Raw genomic sequence first — 16,989 nt, 5'->3', positions numbered from 1 at the left:
TGCGGGTCTGGGAAGCGCGGGGATGATAGCGGTCTGGTTTTGGCCTGAGAAGCCCCAGGATCATGGCCGAGGCGCAGGGGTAGCAGAATCCGACGCGGAACGGACCCGCGGGACCAGCACGAGACCTGCGAGGGTGATCAGGACCCCGACGCCGAGGGCGATCCACAGGGTCCGGTTGGACTGCGCCGCCAGGGCCTGGCGCCCGGCCACGACCACGATCACGGCGGCCAGCAGGTGCTCGGCGATCGCGGGCCAGCGCCGCCCGCCCGGCACCGCCAGCGCCAGGCCGGTGCCCGCCATCCACGCCATCGCCGCGGCCGGCGCGAGCAGGGCGGCCGCCCCCGACGACATGCGCGACAGCACGAGCAGCGCCGCCGGGACGATCACCGCGAGGAGCGCCAGCCGGGCCGCCAGCACCGGCCTGCGCGGCGCCAGCGCGGACCCCGCGAAGCGCACCACCGGGCCGAGCAGGGCCGCCAGGAGGCCGACCAGCAGCGCCACTGCCGAGGCGGCGACGACCCCCTCGGCGACGTCGACGCCGAGCCCGCTGCTGCGGTGGAGCCCCTCCCCCAGCCCGGCGATCACCCCCGCCAGCGGCACCGCCTGAGCGGGACCTGTCGGCGGCGTCAGCTCCGGCGTCCACCACGTCGCCGCCGCCAGGCTGCCCGCGAGCCCCAGGGTGCCCGCGACCACCGGCAAGATCCGCGGAACCAGGCCGCGCCAGCCGCTCCTCGCCGCCGACGCCGGCCCGGCCGCGATCGCGGCGTGACCTGACCCGAGGGCCAGGAGCGCGACCCACGGCGCCAGCGCCCACGGCGCCTCCCAGGCGGCCGGCCGCGCCCAGCTTTCGACCTGTACCGAGAGACCTGGCACAAGGAGCATGACCGACAGGACAGCCGCGATCGCGGCCACCGCCCCGCCCCAGCGCGACAACCCGGCCGCGGCCCGCCCCCTGGGCCCGCAGGCGGCCAGGAACACCAGGCCGAGGGCGATCCACGCCCACGCCCGCAGCTCGCCGGTCACCCGCTCGCTCGGCCACCCGAGCGCGCGCCCCAGCGACAGCCGCGGCTGGCCGAGCACCTCGGTGTAGCCGGTCCAGCGCCCGGTCAGCCCGAGGCCGGCGCTGGCCTCGGAGCTGTACTTGTCGGGGCACATGCGCTCCATCACCGCGTCGGGCTTGCGCGGGCGCGGGTCGTTCGGCGCCCCGGGACACACGAACTCGACCCGCGAGGCGCGCCCGACCCCGCCCGAGGTCACGTGGAGCCGCGGCTCGCTCGGCGCCTCGGACGGCCGGTCGAGCCGCTCGCGCGCCTCGGGCAGGTCCTCCGCGGCCACGGTCGCCTCGGCGAACGCCTTGTACGCGCGCGCCGGGCCGTGCTCGGCGTACTGCAGCTCGGCGATCTTCTGCAGGTCGCGGGTCAGCGCCTCGGCCAGCGCGGCCGGCCCGTAGCCCTTGCTGCCGTCGGGCTCGACGTAGTCGTTGATCGGCAGATCGAACGGGCCGTAGCCGTCGATCATGATCGCGGTGGTCTGGAACGGGTGGATGCCGAGGATCGGCCCGCCCCACGTCTCGCCGCGCGCGTGGGCCCCGGCGGCCTCGAAGCGGGCGCCCCAGGCTCCGGCCGCGAATGTCCCGAAGACCAGGGCGCAAAGGACAAGTCCTTGCGACCATGTCCTTCGGACCAGGGGCAGGATCGCCGCCGCGAGCACGGCCGGCGCGGCCGCCCACAGCGCCGCCGGATAGGCGACCACGACCCCCGCGATCGCCCGCGCGGCGACGGTGGCGAGCGGGATCGCCGGGGCCAGGATCAGGGCCGCCAGCGCGATCCGGCGCGCCCGCGGCAGCGCGGCGACCACGGCCGGATCGGGGGCTCCCGGGCCGCGGCGCGCGACCAGCACGACCGCGCCGAGGCCGACCAGGACGGCCGGGACGACGCCCCACGCCAGCGGCACCGACAGGCCCGCGACCAGGCCGACGCCTGCGGCGACCGCGACGCCGCCGAGGTCGGCCACGGCCGGCGAGGCCCCGGACGAGGGCGGCACGATCTCGGAGGCGGCAGGGCCCGCGGACACGCGGCTCTTTTACCAGAGCGGCGCGGCGAGGCGGCGCAGATCGGCTAACCTCCCCGCCGATGTCCTCTCCCGCGATCACCGGGCCGCTCCCCCTCCTGCCCCTGCGCGGCGCCATCATCCTGCCCGGCGCGGCCCAGCCGGTCGACCTCGGACGCAGCTCGCCGGCCATGCAGGCGGTGCGCGCGGCGCAGGACCGGGCCCGCGGCGGCGCGGGGCGCGTCATCGCCGTGCTCCTGCGCGACACCTCCGCCGCCACGCCCGACCTCGATCAACTCTACCCGGTCGCCATCGCCTGCGAGGTGGTGCAGGTGCTGGCGGGCACCCCCGGCCGCACCTCGGTGACGCTGCGCGGGCTCAGCCGCGTGCGCCTGCACGACATCTACCCCGAGCGTGACTACCAGATCGCCGAGTTCGACGCGGCCGCCGAGATCGTCCACGAGCCGACCCTCGCCTACGCGCTGGCCGGCGCGCTGCAAGACCTGGTCAAGCAGCACGACGGCCTCCAGCCGACGGCCGCGAAGTCGAAGGCGCGGGCGCAGGCGCAGGCGACCATCCTCGCCGAGCGCTCGCCGAGCCTGATCGCCGATCTGTCGGCCGCGCACGTCGAGCTCGACGGCGACGAGCGGCTGGCGATCCAGCAGGAGGTCGACGTCGTCGTTCGCCTGCGCAAGGTCATCGAGCTCATCAGCCACCGCACCAACGTCCTGCAGGTCAAGCGCGACCTCGACCGCTACGTCCGCGAGCACCTGTCGAAGCACGAGCACGACGCGCTGCTGCGCCACAAGCTCAAGGCGATCCAGCACGAGCTCGGCGAGTCGGAGGGCGAGGCCGAGGAGCGCGCGCTGCAGGACCTCGAGCGCCGGCTGCAGGCCGCCGAGCTGCCGACCGACGTGCGCGCCGCGGCCGACCGCGAGCTCGGGCGGCTGCGGCGGATGAACCCGCAGAGCAGCGAGGCGACCACCTGCCGCACCTGGCTCGAGTGGATCGCCGACCTGCCGTGGAGCCCGGCGACGCTGACGGAGGACAAGCTCGACATGGGCGCCGCGCGGGCCCTGCTCGAGGACAAGCACTACGGCCTGCAGAAGGTCAAAAAGCGCGTCCTCGAGTACCTGTGCGTGCGCAAGCTGGCGCCCGACAAGCGCGGCCCGATCCTCTGCCTCGTCGGCCCGCCGGGCGTCGGCAAGACCTCGCTGGGCCGCAGCATCGCCGACGCCCTCGGGCGCCGCTACGTGCGGATCTCGCTCGGCGGCATCCGCGACGACGCCGAGATCCGCGGCCACCGGCGCACGTACATCGGCGCGCTGCCGGGGCGGTTCATCCAGGCGATGAAGCGCGCCGGCAGCAAGAACCCGGTCATCGTCCTCGACGAGATCGACAAGCTGGTCGGCGCCAACCTGCGCGGCGACCCGGCCTCGGCGCTGCTCGAGGCCCTCGACCCCGAGCAGAACACGGCCTTCCACGACCACTACCTCGGCGTCGACTACGACCTGTCGAAGGTCATCTTCCTCTGCACCGCCAACGACCTCGGCACGATCCCAGGCGTGCTGCGCGACCGCCTCGAGATCATCCAGCTCACCGGCTACACGATCGAGGAGAAGCTGGAGATCGCCCGGCGCCACCTGCTGCCGAAGCAGCGCCAGGAGAACGGCCTGTCGAAGGTCGCGGTCGACATCCCCGAGGACGTCCTGCTGACCCTGGCGACGCAGTACACGCGCGAGTCCGGGGTCCGCAACCTCGAGCGCGAGCTGGCCTCGCTGCTGCGCGACGTGGCCATGCAGATCGCCGAGGGCAAGCAGCCGAGCCTGGTCGTCGGCGCCGACGAGGCGCTGCGGATCCTCGGGCCGCCGCGCTACTACGACGAGCTCGCCGCCAAGGAGCCGTCGCCCGGCCTGGTCACCGGCCTCGGCTGGACGCCGACCGGCGGGACGATCCTGTTCGTCGAGGCCACCCTGACCCGAGGGACAGGTCACCTGCGGCTGACCGGCAAGCTCGGCGACGTGATGAAGGAGTCGGCCCAGGCCGCGCTCAGCCTGGTGCGCAGCCGCGGCGCCGAGCTCGGGGCCGACGCCGCCGTGGTCCGCGACCTGATGAAGCACTACGACGTGCACATCCACTTCCCCGCCGGCGCAGTGCCCAAGGACGGCCCGTCGGCCGGCATCGCCATCTCGACCGCGCTGGTGTCGCTGTTCTCGCGCCGGCCCGCGCGCGTCGACTTCGCCATGACCGGCGAGATCACCCTGCGCGGCCAGGTCCTGCCGGTCGGCGGGATCCGCGAGAAGGTCCTCGCCGCCCACCGCGCCGGCATCCGCGACGTCATCCTCCCCGACCGCAACCGCAAGGACGAGCCCGAGATCCCCGAGGCCGCCCGCGCCGACATGCGCCTCCACTACGTCAAGCACATCCGCGAGGTCCTCGAGGCGGTCCTGCTGCCGACCGAGGACGCCGAGGCCGCCGCCGAGTAACCTGCCTCTCGGGGCATGCGCAAAGGGCCATGACCGAACGGTCATGGCCCTTTCGACATGCCCTGGAGAACATACGCCGGCCGGGGCCGGCCCGGCTCACTTGGCGCGGATGACCTGGTCCTCGGCCGCCTTGATCTTGCGCGTGTAGTCGACGATCTCCGGGTAGCGGGCGGCCTCGTAGGTGCCCGTCACCAGGGTCGAGCGCGTCGTCATCTTGATCTGCCCGGGGCCGACCTGCTTGACGGTGCGGCGGTAGGTGCCGAACGGGCCCTCGATCGTCTCCTCGGTCGGCGGCGCGGTGAAGCCGGCGCCGTCGAGCTTGATCGTCAGGCTGGCCTCGAGCAGCGGCGCGTACGGCATCGCCCAGCCGGTCTTGCGCTGCGGCAGCGAGGCGTAGTTGAGGCCCATGTTCATCGGCACCGAGTTGGCGCGCATCAGCAGCTCCCCGCCCTGCTGCACGATCGCGCCGCGGACCTTGGCGGTGAAGCGCAGCCGCAGCGGCTTCGGCAGGTCGAGCTTGTGCTCGATGTCGAGGTCGACCAGCTCGGCGCCGGAGCCGACCAGGATCGCGCCCAGCTCGGCGCGCTCGAAGCCCTCGTTGATGCGGTCGGCGTCGAGCGTGCGCAGGCCCTCGCGCCAGGCCGCGGCCTCCATGCCCTGCAGCTCGATGGTGCCGCGCAGCGTGCCGGTGCCGTCGCGCGCCACCTCGAGCTCGAGGTCGTAGCTGCGGCGGTCGGCCAGGCTCGGCGGCGAGACTGGCAGCTTGACCGGGCCCGGCGCCGGCTCGTCCTCGCCGAGCTGCACCCGCATGCCCTGGGCCTGCGACAGGCCCGGCATGAGGTAGCCGATCGGCAGCACCTTCGAGCTGGTGAGCACCATCGTCGGCGCCTTGCCGCCGGTGTCGACGGCGAGGATCGGCACCTCGTAGCCCTCGAGCATCGGGCTGCCGCCGGGCAGCGGCTTGAGCGAGAAGTTGTCGCGGACGAGCCACAGCTCGGAGCGCACCCCGGCCTCGCGCAGCAGCACTTTCAGCAGCGTCAGCCGGTTGCCGCGGCGAGCCGACAGCGTCGCGGTGGCCGGCGCGGTGATGTCGCCGGCCTCCTCGATCTCCTCGACCACCCACGACCACAGCGCCTGCAGCTTGGCTTGCGGCGAGCTCGCGTTGCGCGTCAGGTTGGTCGCCAGGGCCCGCAGCTCGGGGTTGGCGCGCTGGCCGGTGTAGATCCGCAGGCCCAGGCTGGCGAGCCACCGGTTCGGGTCGACCGCGGTGTAGACGCGGACCGACGGCACCTCCTCGAGGATGTGTCGCATCTGCGGCTCGACGCCGATCCGCTTCGAGCGCTCGACCTTCCAGGTCTTCAAGACCAGGTCGGTGCCCGTCAGCGTGCCGTCGACGGTGGCCGGCGCGCCGGCGCGCCGGTCGACCTTGATCGCCACCGACTTCGGGTGCGCGACCAGCAGCTCCGACACGTGGAACGGGGTCTCGGCCGACTGGAAGCGGAACGTGGTCAGGTCGACGTAGCCGGGCAAGAGGCCCAGCGGCTCGCGGTCGAGCAGCAGCTCGTACTCGACGCAGTCGCCGATCTGCAGCCCACGCAGGCTGAGGCCGCTCTTCTCCGGGATCGACTCCGGCTCGAACACGGTGCCGTCGGCCTTGATGGTGTGCAGCGTCAGCACCTTCGCGCCCTCGGGCGGCGTGATCTCGCCGTAGCGATCGATCGCCTCCTTGCTGCGCAGCTCGATGATGGTGTGCACGATCTGGCGCTGACTGCCGTCCTCGTAGACCCGGATCGCGCTGCGATCGAGCACCAGCACCTCGCTCGCGCCCTCGTAGTCGGTCGGGCGCGGGGCCGCCTCGGCGCCTGACGGAGCCGCGACGGCGGATTCAGGCCCGGAGGGCCGTACAGCAAAGTTGCCGGCGCGATACGCCGCGACCAGCGGCACGCCGTCGACGCGCAGCCGCTGCAGGTCGTCGGGCATCCCGAGGCCGGCGGCGATCGTGTGCAGGGTCGAGCTCTGCGGCGCCTTCTCCAGCGCCGCCTTCACGCTCGCGCGCGCGGCAGCCGGGTCGCCGGCGCGCGCCTGCAGGTCGGCGGTGGCCACCAGGGTGCGCGCGCCGAACGGCCGCAGCGCCAGGATCTTCTTGCGCCACGCGATCGCGGCCGGGTAGTTGCCCTCGGAGATCTCGAGCTCGGCCAGCTGCTCGATGACGTCGAGGTCGTCGGGCGTCCGATCGAGCAGCTTGAGGAGCAGCGCGCGGGCGTCGGCGTTGCGGCCGCGGCGGAACGCCAGCGCCGCGCGCGAGCCGGTGGTGCCGGCGCAGCGCTCGAGCTCGATCGCCAGCGCGTCTTCGCGGGCGACCTCGCTGCGCCGCTGGGCCAGAGTGCGCTGGGCCTTGAGCACGGCGCACGCGCGCGGGTGGATCGCGGCGGCCCGCGCCAGCGCGGCCTCGGCCAGCGGCTCGTTGCCGCGGGCCAGGTAGGTGGCGAAGCGCACCAGCTCGCCGGGCACGTGGCGCAGCGCCTTCTCCGGCAGCGCGGAGAGGGCCGCCTCGACCTCGCTGATCTCGTTCTTCTCGAGGTCGAGCTCGAGCAGGCGGACGCGCGCGCGATCGAGGTCGGGCGCGAGCCGCAGGGCCTCCTCGATCGCCTCGCGCTGGCGCGACGTCGAGGCGGTGCGCTCGCGGGTCGGATCGGCGATCTCGAACGCCGCGACCAGCACCTGGCCCTCGGGGAAGTCGGGCCCGTAGGCCTGCAGGTTGCCGGTGTAGCGCTCGGCCGCGTCGGAGTCGCCCTCGGCGAGCGCGTCGGCGGCCGCCAGATACGCGCGCAGCGGCAGGTAGCTCGGCCCCGCCAGCGGCCCGCGGTCGGCCAGCAGCTCGTGGTGGCCGATCCGCACCGGCTCGCCGGTGAACGGGGTGGTCGCCGCCGGGCCGTCGGCCGTGGCCACGATCGGCTTGCCGGCGGCGTCGGTGGCCCGCACCAGCACCCAGGTCTTCTCGCGCGCGGCTGCGGTGTGGACCTCGAGCCGGTGCGGCCCGGGCGCGACCTTGAGCTGCAGCAGGTTGTCGGCCGCCGGCCAGCGGTCGCTGCGATCGCTGCGGAAGATCGGCTTGCCGTCGAGGTAGACCCGCATCGGCTCCTGGCTCGACAGGCCGAGGACGAGGCTGTCCCCGGGGACAGCCAGGCTCGTGCGCATGCGCCTCACCCCGCCGCGCGGCGTCAGGTTCCACGTGCGCGCTGCGCAGGCCAGCGGCGTCAGCACGGCCGTCGGGTCGGCCTTGAACTTGTCTGTCCCAGAGGACATGTCCTTCGCGGCAGCCCGCAGCTCGAGCGCCTCGAGGCTGCCCTCGACCGGGCCGACCGCGAACGCGCGCACGCAGCCCTGCTGGTCGTAGTACTGCAGGTAGGGCTGGTCGAGGCGGCGGGCGATCTGGGCCCGCAGGCTGACGAGCGGCTGGACCACCTCGACCGGCAGGCGGCCCTTCGCCAGCTTGTCGTAGAAGCGGACGAAGTCGTCGTCGTCGTCGGGCAGCTCGCCGTGGTTTTCGCCCAACAGGCGCGCGGCCAGCTCGGCCAGGCCGGCCTGGACGCGGCGGGCCTCGGCGTCGGCGCCCGGCGTGGTGGCGCCGACGATGAGCGCCTGGGCCATGCTGCGGGTCGTCTTCAGATCGAGGCGGGCGTCGGCGAAGATCATCCGCGAGGCCTGGGCGACCGGGTCGCCCTTGGCGGCCAGGCGGTCGAGGATCGGCCGCGCCTTGTCGGGCTGCTTGAGGAACAGCCAGTGCAAGTGGGCCGCCTCGCGCCAGGCGGCGTCGTCGTCGGGGTGCGACTTGAGGCGAGCCTCGAGCGCCTTGAGGCGGGCGCGCGCGCTGTCCTCGGTATGCGGCTCGCTGGTGCCCTCGCGCGGCTTGCAGGCCGGGGCGGCGGCGGAGAGGAGCGCGGTAGCGACCAGGGCTGCGCGAAGGGACATGCGCGAACGAACAGGGTGCAAGGGCAAGGTGCTCCGGGACATGTCAGTTCGCCCCCCGCGGCTCGGGGCGGAGCTCGAACGCCTGCTCGAGGGCGCCGTCGACCTGGCCGAGGAACTCGCGCAGGGCGCGGTAGTCGGCGGCCTTGAAGCGGTGGGTACGATACTCGAGCTCGGTGCGGACCTCGACGCGGTCGCCGCGACCGGCGACGTCGAGGGTGAAGCGGGCGAATGGCGTCTCGAACGACTTGCCCGCGGGGGACTGGCCGAAGGTGTAGCCCTTCGGCGCGGTGACCTCGATGACGTTGACCTCGGTGGCGGGGGCCGCCATCACCAGGTCGTGCTCGCGCGCGGCCTGGCCGGCGAGGCCGCGCTGCAAGCCGGTGCGGTGGCCGAGCACGTTGAAGCGCAGCACGTCGCCCTGGCGCTGGGCCCACGCGGGCACGCTCCAGGCGCTGCGGAGCTGGACCGGGTGCAGGACGTCGCCGATGTTCGGCGCCTCGAGCTCGCGGATCTCCAGCCCTGGGAACTGGCCGCCCCACACCTGGGTCAGCCGCTCCTTGCGGTTCTCGGCCGCCTGCAGGGCGCTGCGCCACGAGGCCGCCGAGGCGCCGGTGACGGTGAACAGGTGCTTCACGTCGGCGCTGCCGTCGGGCTTCAGCTCGACCGTCTGATGCACGATCTGCTTGTTGTCGCCGGGCTGGCTGACCGGGATGGTCTTGAACTCGGCGCCCTTGCCGTCGCGCACCACCAGCACCGTCGCGCCCTGGTCGCCGGTCGGCAGCTCCTCGGGCCCCGAGAACTCGGCGGTGCCGTCGAGGTAGAGGTCGAGGCTGGGGACGTAGGTGATGGCGTGGTTGAAGGCCGAGAGGCTGGCCGGCGTGGCCCCGAGCGTGCCCTGATCGCGGGTGCGCACCAGCACCAGGTGCGAGGCGATGCCGGCCTCGGCGAGCATGACCTTGAGCAGGCTCGCCTTGTCCTTGCAGTCACCGAAGCGGCGGTCGTACACGTCGGTGGTGCGGTACGGCTTGAAGCCGTGGATGCCGAACTCGAGGCCGACGTAGCGCGTGGACGTGATCACGTGCTTGTACAGCGCGCGCACCTTCTCGCGCTCACCTGCCCCTTTGGGCAGGCTCTTCAGGACATCCTGGACCGCCGCCTTGATCTTGGCGTCGACGACCAGCTGCTCCTTGACCAGGCCCCAGTACCAGCGGCCGACGGCGTCCCAGTCGCTGAAGGTGCTGACGTGGAGGTACTTGACCAGCTCGGTCCAGCCCGGCATCCCGCTCTCGGGCTTGATCCCGCGGCGCTCGCCCATCGTCACCCGGTAGCGCACGGTCTCCTTGGTGGGCCCGGGCTCCTGCTCGACCGGCTGGTTGAAGTAGAGCTTCCGCGACGACGGCGCCTCGAGCACGTACTCGCGCAGCAGCTGCGGCTCGAACCCCTCGAGCGGGACCATCTCGCCGAAGTAGTCGTCGAACTTGTTGCGCAGCGCGGTGTCGCGGCGCACGAACGCGACCTCGAGCACGTCGCCGACCCGCAGGCCGCTGAAGTTCACCCGCTGCTGCCGCTGGTCGTAGAACATGCGGTAGCCGGCGTCGGTCAGCGAGACGACGGTGGGATCGCCGATCTCCTCGATGCGCCCGTCGGTCCGCCGCACGCGCGCGCGGCGGACGTCGACGTAGGCCTCCTCGGGGTCGTAGACCATCCCCTGCACGGCCTGGCTGCGGATCCCGCGGTCGTCGAGGACGCGCACGACGCGGTGCTCGAGCCGCTCGGTCAGGCCGTTGGGCAGCACGCGCACGACGGTGCGGTGGAGCAGGACCCCGGCGTCCTTGCCGGCCCACGACTTCGGGGTCGACTTCTTGGCCAGGGCCTCGAAGTCGACCGGGTAACGGGCCAGCAGGTCGTCCTTCTGGGTCGCGTCGAGGGTCGCCAGGTAGTCGCGCAGCTCGGGCTGCTGCGGCCGCAGGGCCAGCGAGCGCCGCACGCTGCGGATCGCCGCCGCCCCGTCGCCGTCGCGCGCGGCCAGGCGGGCGAGCGCGGTGTGCAGGTCGGCGTCCTGCGGCGCGAGGTCGACTGCCTCCTGCAATGCAGCCCGGGCCTTCGTCAGGTCGCCGCGCGCCTCCTCGAGTCGGGCGACCTCGCGGAACGCCTCCGGCAAGCCGGGCACGGCGGCCGCGCGCCGGCGGCCGACCTCGGCGGCCGCGTCCGGCTTGCCGAGCCGCAGCTTGCCGTCGGCGATCTGCCGCGCCAGCCCGCCGTCGGTCGGCCGATCGCCGGCCAGCTTCTCGAGCAGCGCCAGCGCCGGCTCGGTGCGCCCGAGATCGAGCAGGCGGTCGGCCCGGTCGCGCAGCAGCAGCACCGAGCCGGGGTAGCGCTTCAGCATGTCCTCGATCCACTCGAGCGCGGCCAGCGGGAAGCCGTCGCTCGCCAGCCGAGCCGCCAGCATCAGCTCGATCAGCGGGTCGTCGGGGGTGGTGGCGAACGCCTCGTCGAGCAGCGCCCGCCCGCGCTCCTCGAGGCCGAGGCTGTGGTAGCGCAGGCTCAGGTCGGCCAACATCGACGCCAGGAGCGGCGCGCTGGCCTTGCCCTCCTTGCGCGCGCGCTCGATGCCGGCGAGCAGCGCGGTCCGGCTCGAGTTCTGGTCGGGGTCGAGGATCGCCAGCAGCTGGGCGCTGCGGGCGGTCTTGACGGCCTCGTCGGCCTCGCGCGCGCGGTCGACCGCGGTGCGATCCTCGGGGGCGAACGGTGAGGTCCAGCGGTAGAACTCGACCAGGGCGAGCCGGTCCGCAGGCCGCGGTCGCGACCCCTGGGTGCGCGCCTCGAGCAGCCCGCGGAGGCTCCGGACCGGCTTCGACTTCGCCGGCGCTTTTGCATTGATTTTCGCCTCTTTGGGCGCAGTTTTCTGACCTGGAGCTTGAGGTGCTTCGGGAGGGCTGCCGCGGACCTCGAGGCCGGTCAGCGGGGCGCCCGACGGGGCGCTGACGCGGGCGTAAAAACCCCACAGTCCCTCGTCGGCGCCGAGCTTGACGAGCAGGCGGTTCCACCCGGCCTGCAGGCGCATCGGGTGGGCGTCCTGGAGCGCGTTGGGTGAGTGGTAGCTGTCGGCCTGGCCGACCGGTACGCCGTCGAGCCAGATCTTGTAGGCCCCGGCGGCGCCGATGTGCAGGGCGGCGTCGACGGCCTTGTCGCTGCGGATCCACAGGGTCGCGTAGCCGGTGACGTCCGTGTCCGGCTGGAGGAGGTCGCCGAGGTTGACGAAGCCGTTGCGCGGCGCCTTGGCGTGGACGAACGCGCGCCACGGCAACGGCTCGCCCGGCAACTTGCCGACGAAGGTCTGGCCGGCCGAAAACGGCGCCTTCTCCGGCTCGAACTCCTGGTCGTGGCCGCCGCGGCCGCTGTTGTCGAACGGGCCGACGATCTGCCAGTCGAGCAGGTAACCCTCGGCGCGGAAGGCCGCCTCGGCGTTCGGCGCCTGCCCCTGCCCCTCCTGCTCGAGCAGCTGCCCGCGCACGTAGCCGGCGTAGCTGGCGACCAGCGGCTCCCGGTGCTTGCGCGCGCCGTCGACGAAGGCCAGGAGCTCGTCGCGCGGGACCTCGCCGTGGAGGTCGAAGACCAGGCCGAGCAGCGCGAGGATGGCCGCAGGGCCAGGTTCGTTGCGGAGGATCGCCTTGCGGCGATCGAACTCGCGGACCCATCGCCCAGGGTGCGCGGCGTCGAGGACGCCCGGCTTGAACAGCGGGGCCTGCGGCGGCGCGGCCGGGGGCGGGGTCGGAGCAGTGGACGGAGCGGCCGGTCCCGGGGCCACGGCGAGCGCGAGCGCGAGCCAGGCGTGGCGGGCGGCTGTGACGGCGAGCATGGGCGGCCCATGATGCGGGAGTTTTCCCCCGGTTGCCACCGTTCGCGCTCAATTGCGCGAAGAGGCCGCCGCGCCCGGCCGGCGAGGCGAGCGCGTCCTCAACCGCGGCCGCGGGCGAGCGCGACGATGTCGTCGACCACCGCCGGCTCGGCCAGGGTGCTGGTGTCGCCGAAGCCGGACGGGTCGAAGTCGCCGGCCGCGATCCTGCGGAGGATCCGGCGCATGATCTTGCCCGAGCGCGTCTTGGGCAGCCCGCGGACCAGCAAGATCCGGTCGGGCGTGGCGATCGGGCTGATGGCCTTTCGGACCTGTTCCTTGAGCGCGCCGGCCAGCTCCTCGCGGTCCCAGGCGTCGAACTCGGGCCTGGTGATGACGTAGGCGCAGATCCCCTGCCCCTTCAGGTCGTGCGGGAAGCCGACCACCGCGGCCTCGACCACGGCCTCGTGGGCCACCAGGGCGCTCTCGATCTCGGCGGTGCCGAGGCGGTGGCCGGCGACGTTGAGCACGTCGTCGACGCGGCCGGTGATCCAGTAGTAGCCGTCGCCGTCGCGGCGGCAGCCGTCGCCGGTGAAGTAGTAGCCGGGGAAGCGCGTGAAGTACTGGGCGAGGAAGCGCGCGTGGTCGCCGTAGATCGTGCGCGCCTGCCCGGGCCAGCTGCCGGCGAGGCACAGGTTGCCGGCGACGTCGGTGCCCTCGAGGATCTTGCCGTCGTCGTCGACCAGCAGCGGCTGCACGCCGAAGAACGGCAGGGTCGCGGAGCCGGGCTTGCAGGCGATCGCGCCGGGCAGCGGGGCGATCAGGATGCCGCCGGTCTCGGTCTGCCACCAGGTGTCGACGACCGGGCAGCGACCGTCGCCGACGACGTCGAAGTACCAGCGCCACACGTCGGGGTTGATCGGCTCGCCGACGGTGCCGAGCACGCGGATGCTGTCTCGCCTGTACTTTCGGACAGGCTCGTCGCCGTCGCGGAGCAGCGCCCGCAGGGCCGTCGGCGCGGTGTAGACGATGGTCGCGCGCAGGTCGTCGACGACCTGCCAGTAGCGCCCGGCGTCGGGGTAGGTCGGGAGCGACTCGAACATCACGGTGGTGACGCCGTTGGCCAGCGGGCCGTAGACGATGTAGCTGTGGCCGGTGATCCAGCCGGCATCGGCGGCGCAGAAGTGAATGTCGCCCTCGCGCGCGTCGAACACGTAGCGGTGCGTGGTGGCGGCGTAGACGAGGTAGCCGCCGGTGGTGTGGAGCACGCCCTTGGGTTTGCCGGTCGAGCCCGAGGTGTAGAGGACGAACAGCGGGTCCTCGCTGTCGACCCACTCGATCGGACAGGTGGCGCGCTGCCGGGCCAGCTCGTCGGCGAGCCACAGATCGCGGCCGTCGACCATCTGCACGGCGGCGCCGGTCCGCTTGGCGACCAGGACGCAGCGCACGCTGTCGAGCCCGGCGACCGCGGCGTCGACGACCGGCTTGAGCGGCACGCGCTTGGGCCCGCGCAGGCCCGATGCTGCGGCGGTACAGCGCCTCGTAGGCGGCACGCGAGGACACGAGGGCGCCCTGGGCGAACGCAGGCGGCGGCGGGACGAGGATCGACTCGGACATCGGCCGCAGGATAGCGGCTCGCCGCGGCGCGCGGAGGACTTCGCGCAGAACGGCGCTCGCCGGCCCGACACGCGGCGCGGGCGCGGCGACGGGAAGGTCGACGCGCGCCGGGCAGCGACTCGACCACGCGCCCGGCGCTGCGCCACCAGCAGCCCTACGACCCCAATGATCACGACGAGTCAGCCCACGCGCCAGTAGCGGCCGGGCGGCGACTCGACGATGAGCCCGAGGCGCTGCGCCGTCAGCAGATCGACGAGTCGGTGCAGCGGATCGGGGACGGCGTCGAGGCTGAAGCCGCGCGGACCGGCGGTGGCCAGCGCTTCCTCGAGCCAGGCGAGCTCGGCCGGGAAGCGGCGCTGCGACGCGGCCTCACCCGCCAGCCAGGCCGCGAACGCCGGTGCGAATGCGTCGGGCTCGCACGGCAGACCGGTCGCGCCGCGGGCCGCGAGGTCGGCGCAGCCGGGGCTGCCGAGCACGACCGCGAGCCGTCGCTTGCGCTTCAGGGCGAGCGCGCCGGTGCCGTGGCTGCCCGAGCGCGCGGCGGCCTCGATCACCAGCACGGCCGTCGCCAGCTCGACGACGATCGCGTTGCGGCTGGCGAACATCTGTCGGCACGGTTCGGTGCCGGGCGGGTGGCAGAAGAGCAGGCCCGAAGCCGGCGCGGCGGCGATCGACCTGTACCAGGGGACATGTTGCGAGGGATAGGGTCGATCGGCGCCGCACGGCAGGACGGCCAGCTGCGGCACGCCTCCGGACAGCGCCGCGCGGTGCGCCGCGATGTCGACGCCGATCGCCCCGCCGGACACCAGCGCCAGACCGGCAGCTTGCATGGCAGCGACAGCCGGACCGAGCAGCGCGAGGCGATCGCGACGGGCAGCGCGACTGCCGACGATCGCCACGCGTGGACCGGGGGGCAGCGCGCCGGCGAGGAAGAGAGGGCCCGCGGTGGCGAGGCCGAGGTCGACCGAGGTGACGGTTCGCGTGGTGAACACATGGAGTAGTCGTTCGCCGGCCGCCTGGTCTTGCACGAGGTCCGCGCACGAGCTTTGGGAGGCTCGGACGTTTCGCAGGATCGTGCGGCCGCCCCGCGACCGGATCCGCGTTGCGAGCGCGTGTCCGGCCCCCTGACAGGGATGTCCCGATAGCGGGCCACCCGCCGCTTTGAATATATTCATCCCACCGGAATTGTTGATGATTTACCGGCCGTCCGGCGCGCCCGTGACGTGCATCGCTGTTCGCTGTCATGGCCCGCCACGTCAGCCTCCTGGTCACCCTCCTCGCGCTCGCTCCCGCCTGCGCCGCGGACACCACTGGCACCTATCTCCAAGCCGGCGACGACGGCGACGACGATGGCGACGGCGACGGCGCGGGCCAGGACCCCGACGAGAAAGAGGCGATGGAGGAGCCGCTGCCGCGGCAGCTGCTCGAGTGCGAGCTGTCGGTGCCGTGCGAGTTCCCGTTCTTCGGCGCCGGCCTCGACGCCGGCCTGACGCCCTCGGCCTTCAGCCCCAGCGATCTCTGCGTGTTCACCAGCCTGGCGCGCGGCGAGCCGGGCCTCGTCGAGACGGTCGCCGAGTTCAGCGACGCGACGGCGCGCCTCGACTACGCGATCGTCGGCCCGGGCGTGGCGCTGCGGCAGGCCTCCGGCGAGAGCGACGCCGGCGGCCGCTGGCTGAAGGGCGTGTACCGCTGCGAGCTGCAGCCGAGCGCCTTCTTCCTCGACTGCCTGCAGGCGCCCTCCGCGGCCTGCCTCGACCCCGAGCAGTGGGTCGTGGGTTGTCAGCCTCTCGACAACTTGGTCTGCCCGGGCTAATCGTCCCCGGGTGAAGGTCAAGGCTGCAGTCGCTCATCGTGCCGGGGCGCCCCTCTCGATCGAGACCGTCGATCTCGAAGGACCACGCGCCGGCGAAGTTTTGCTCGAGATCAAGGCGACGGGGGTGTGCCACACCGACGCGTTCACCCTGTCCGGCAAGGACCCGGAGGGGCTGTTCCCGACCATCCTCGGCCACGAAGGCGCCGGCGTGGTGGTCGACGTCGGCCCCGGCGTGACGTCGGTGAAGAAGGGCGACCACGCGATCCCGCTCTACACGCCCGAGTGCCGCCAGTGCAAGTTCTGCCTGTCCGAAAGGACCAATTTGTGTCAGGCGATCCGCGCGACCCAGGGCCAGGGCCTCATGCCTGACGGCACCAGCCGCTTCTCGATCGACGGCAAGAAGCTGTTCCACTACATGGGCTGCTCGACGTTCGCAAACTACACGGTGCTGCCCGAGATCGCGGTGGCCAAGATCCGCGAGGACGCCCCGTTCGAGAAGGTCTGCTACATCGGCTGCGGTGTGACCACCGGCGTAGGTGCGGTGATCAACACCGCCCAGGTGCGCCCGGGCGACAACGTCGTGGTGTTCGGCCTCGGCGGCATCGGCCTCAACGTCATCCAGGGCGCACGCATGGTCGGCGCCAACATGATCGTCGGCGTCGACCTCAACCCCGCGCGCAAGGCCATCGCCGAGCGCTTCGGCATGACCCACTTCGTCGACGCCAGCCAGGTGCCCAAGAACGAGCTGGTGGCCCACATCGTCAACCTCACCGGCGGCGGCGCCGATTTCTCGTTCGAGTGCGTCGGCAACGTCCACGTCATGCGGCAGGCGCTCGAGTGCTGTCACAAGGGCTGGGGCACCTCGGTGATCATCGGCGTCGCAGGCGCCGGCGAAGAGATCAGCACGCGCCCGTTCCAGTTGGTCACCGGCCGCGTCTGGAAGGGCTCGGCGTTCGGCGGGGCCAAGGGCCGGCGCGACGTGCCGAAGATCGTCGACTGGTACATGGACAAGAAGATCAACATCGACGACCTCATCACCCACGTCCTGCCGGTCGAGAAGATCAACGACGCGTTCGACCTCATGCACCACGGCGAGTCGATCCGCACCGTCGTCACCTTCTGAGCGCGGCCCCCCGCACGAGGCCGCCGAATCGGCAGAAAACGGCCCCCGCGGCCGTTTTCGCGTTTAGCAGCCGGCAGCGCGCGGCACCGACAGC

Annotated in this window: 7 protein-coding genes and 1 pseudogene; 3 read left to right on the top strand and 5 right to left on the bottom strand. The window is 73.0% G+C overall.

Annotation, left to right across the window (positions count from 1 at the left end; all coding sequences use genetic code 11):
- Window positions 1–60: 60 nt before the first annotated feature.
- Window positions 61–2,073, bottom strand: coding sequence for a hypothetical protein (locus OV090_RS25585; RefSeq protein ID WP_267707227.1), 2,013 nt, complete (start codon window positions 2,071–2,073; stop codon window positions 61–63).
- A gap of 59 nt (window positions 2,074–2,132) precedes the next feature.
- Between OV090_RS25585 and lon the strand changes: the two genes are divergently transcribed.
- Window positions 2,133–4,535, top strand: coding sequence for an endopeptidase La (gene lon, locus OV090_RS25580; RefSeq protein WP_267707226.1), 2,403 nt, complete (start codon window positions 2,133–2,135; stop codon window positions 4,533–4,535).
- Between the two features lie 96 nt (window positions 4,536–4,631).
- Here the strand turns inward: lon and OV090_RS25575 are convergent, their stop codons facing one another.
- From OV090_RS25575 to OV090_RS25560, 4 genes and pseudogenes are all read right to left on the bottom strand, one after another.
- Entirely contained in the window at window positions 4,632–8,507 is a 3,876-nt protein-coding gene (locus OV090_RS25575) for a hypothetical protein (protein WP_267707225.1), read from the bottom strand.
- Window positions 8,508–8,550: 43 nt separating this feature from the next.
- Window positions 8,551–12,366, bottom strand: coding sequence for a DUF3857 domain-containing protein (locus OV090_RS25570; RefSeq protein WP_267707224.1), 3,816 nt, complete (start codon window positions 12,364–12,366; stop codon window positions 8,551–8,553).
- A 98-nt stretch (window positions 12,367–12,464) separates the two neighbouring features.
- A pseudogene (locus OV090_RS25565) lies at window positions 12,465–13,859 on the bottom strand (acetate--CoA ligase); the annotation flags it as partial.
- 279 nt (window positions 13,860–14,138) lie between these two features.
- Window positions 14,139–14,951 (bottom strand): DNA-processing protein DprA, encoded by an 813-nt coding sequence (locus tag OV090_RS25560; protein ID WP_267707222.1) that lies wholly within the window; start codon window positions 14,949–14,951, stop codon window positions 14,139–14,141.
- Between the two features lie 251 nt (window positions 14,952–15,202).
- On the opposite strand from OV090_RS25560, the gene OV090_RS25555 reads away from it, so the two are divergent.
- Entirely contained in the window at window positions 15,203–15,772 is a 570-nt protein-coding gene (locus OV090_RS25555) for a hypothetical protein (protein ID WP_267707221.1), read from the top strand.
- Window positions 15,773–15,782: 10 nt separating this feature from the next.
- Window positions 15,783–16,895: an S-(hydroxymethyl)glutathione dehydrogenase/class III alcohol dehydrogenase gene (locus tag OV090_RS25550; RefSeq protein ID WP_267707220.1), complete on the top strand. Its 1,113-nt coding sequence runs from the start codon at window positions 15,783–15,785 to the stop codon at window positions 16,893–16,895.
- Window positions 16,896–16,989: the final 94 nt, after the last annotated feature.

This window comes from Nannocystis sp. RBIL2 (assembly GCF_026626745.1).
Lineage (GTDB): Bacteria > Myxococcota_A > Polyangia > Nannocystales > Nannocystaceae > Nannocystis.
The sequence above is the reverse complement of the archived record's forward strand: the minus strand, read 5'-3'. Positions and strand labels throughout refer to the sequence as shown.

Excerpts from the sequence above, each read along its gene's own strand:
- lon (WP_267707226.1), top strand. The coding sequence starts at position 2,133 with ATGTCCTCTCCCGCGATCACCGGGCCGCTCCCCCTCCTGCCCCTGCGC.
- OV090_RS25575 (WP_267707225.1), bottom strand. The coding sequence starts at position 8,507 with ATGTCCCTTCGCGCAGCCCTGGTCGCTACCGCGCTCCTCTCCGCCGCC.
- OV090_RS25570 (WP_267707224.1), bottom strand. The coding sequence starts at position 12,366 with ATGCTCGCCGTCACAGCCGCCCGCCACGCCTGGCTCGCGCTCGCGCTC.
- OV090_RS25555 (WP_267707221.1), top strand. The coding sequence starts at position 15,203 with ATGGCCCGCCACGTCAGCCTCCTGGTCACCCTCCTCGCGCTCGCTCCC.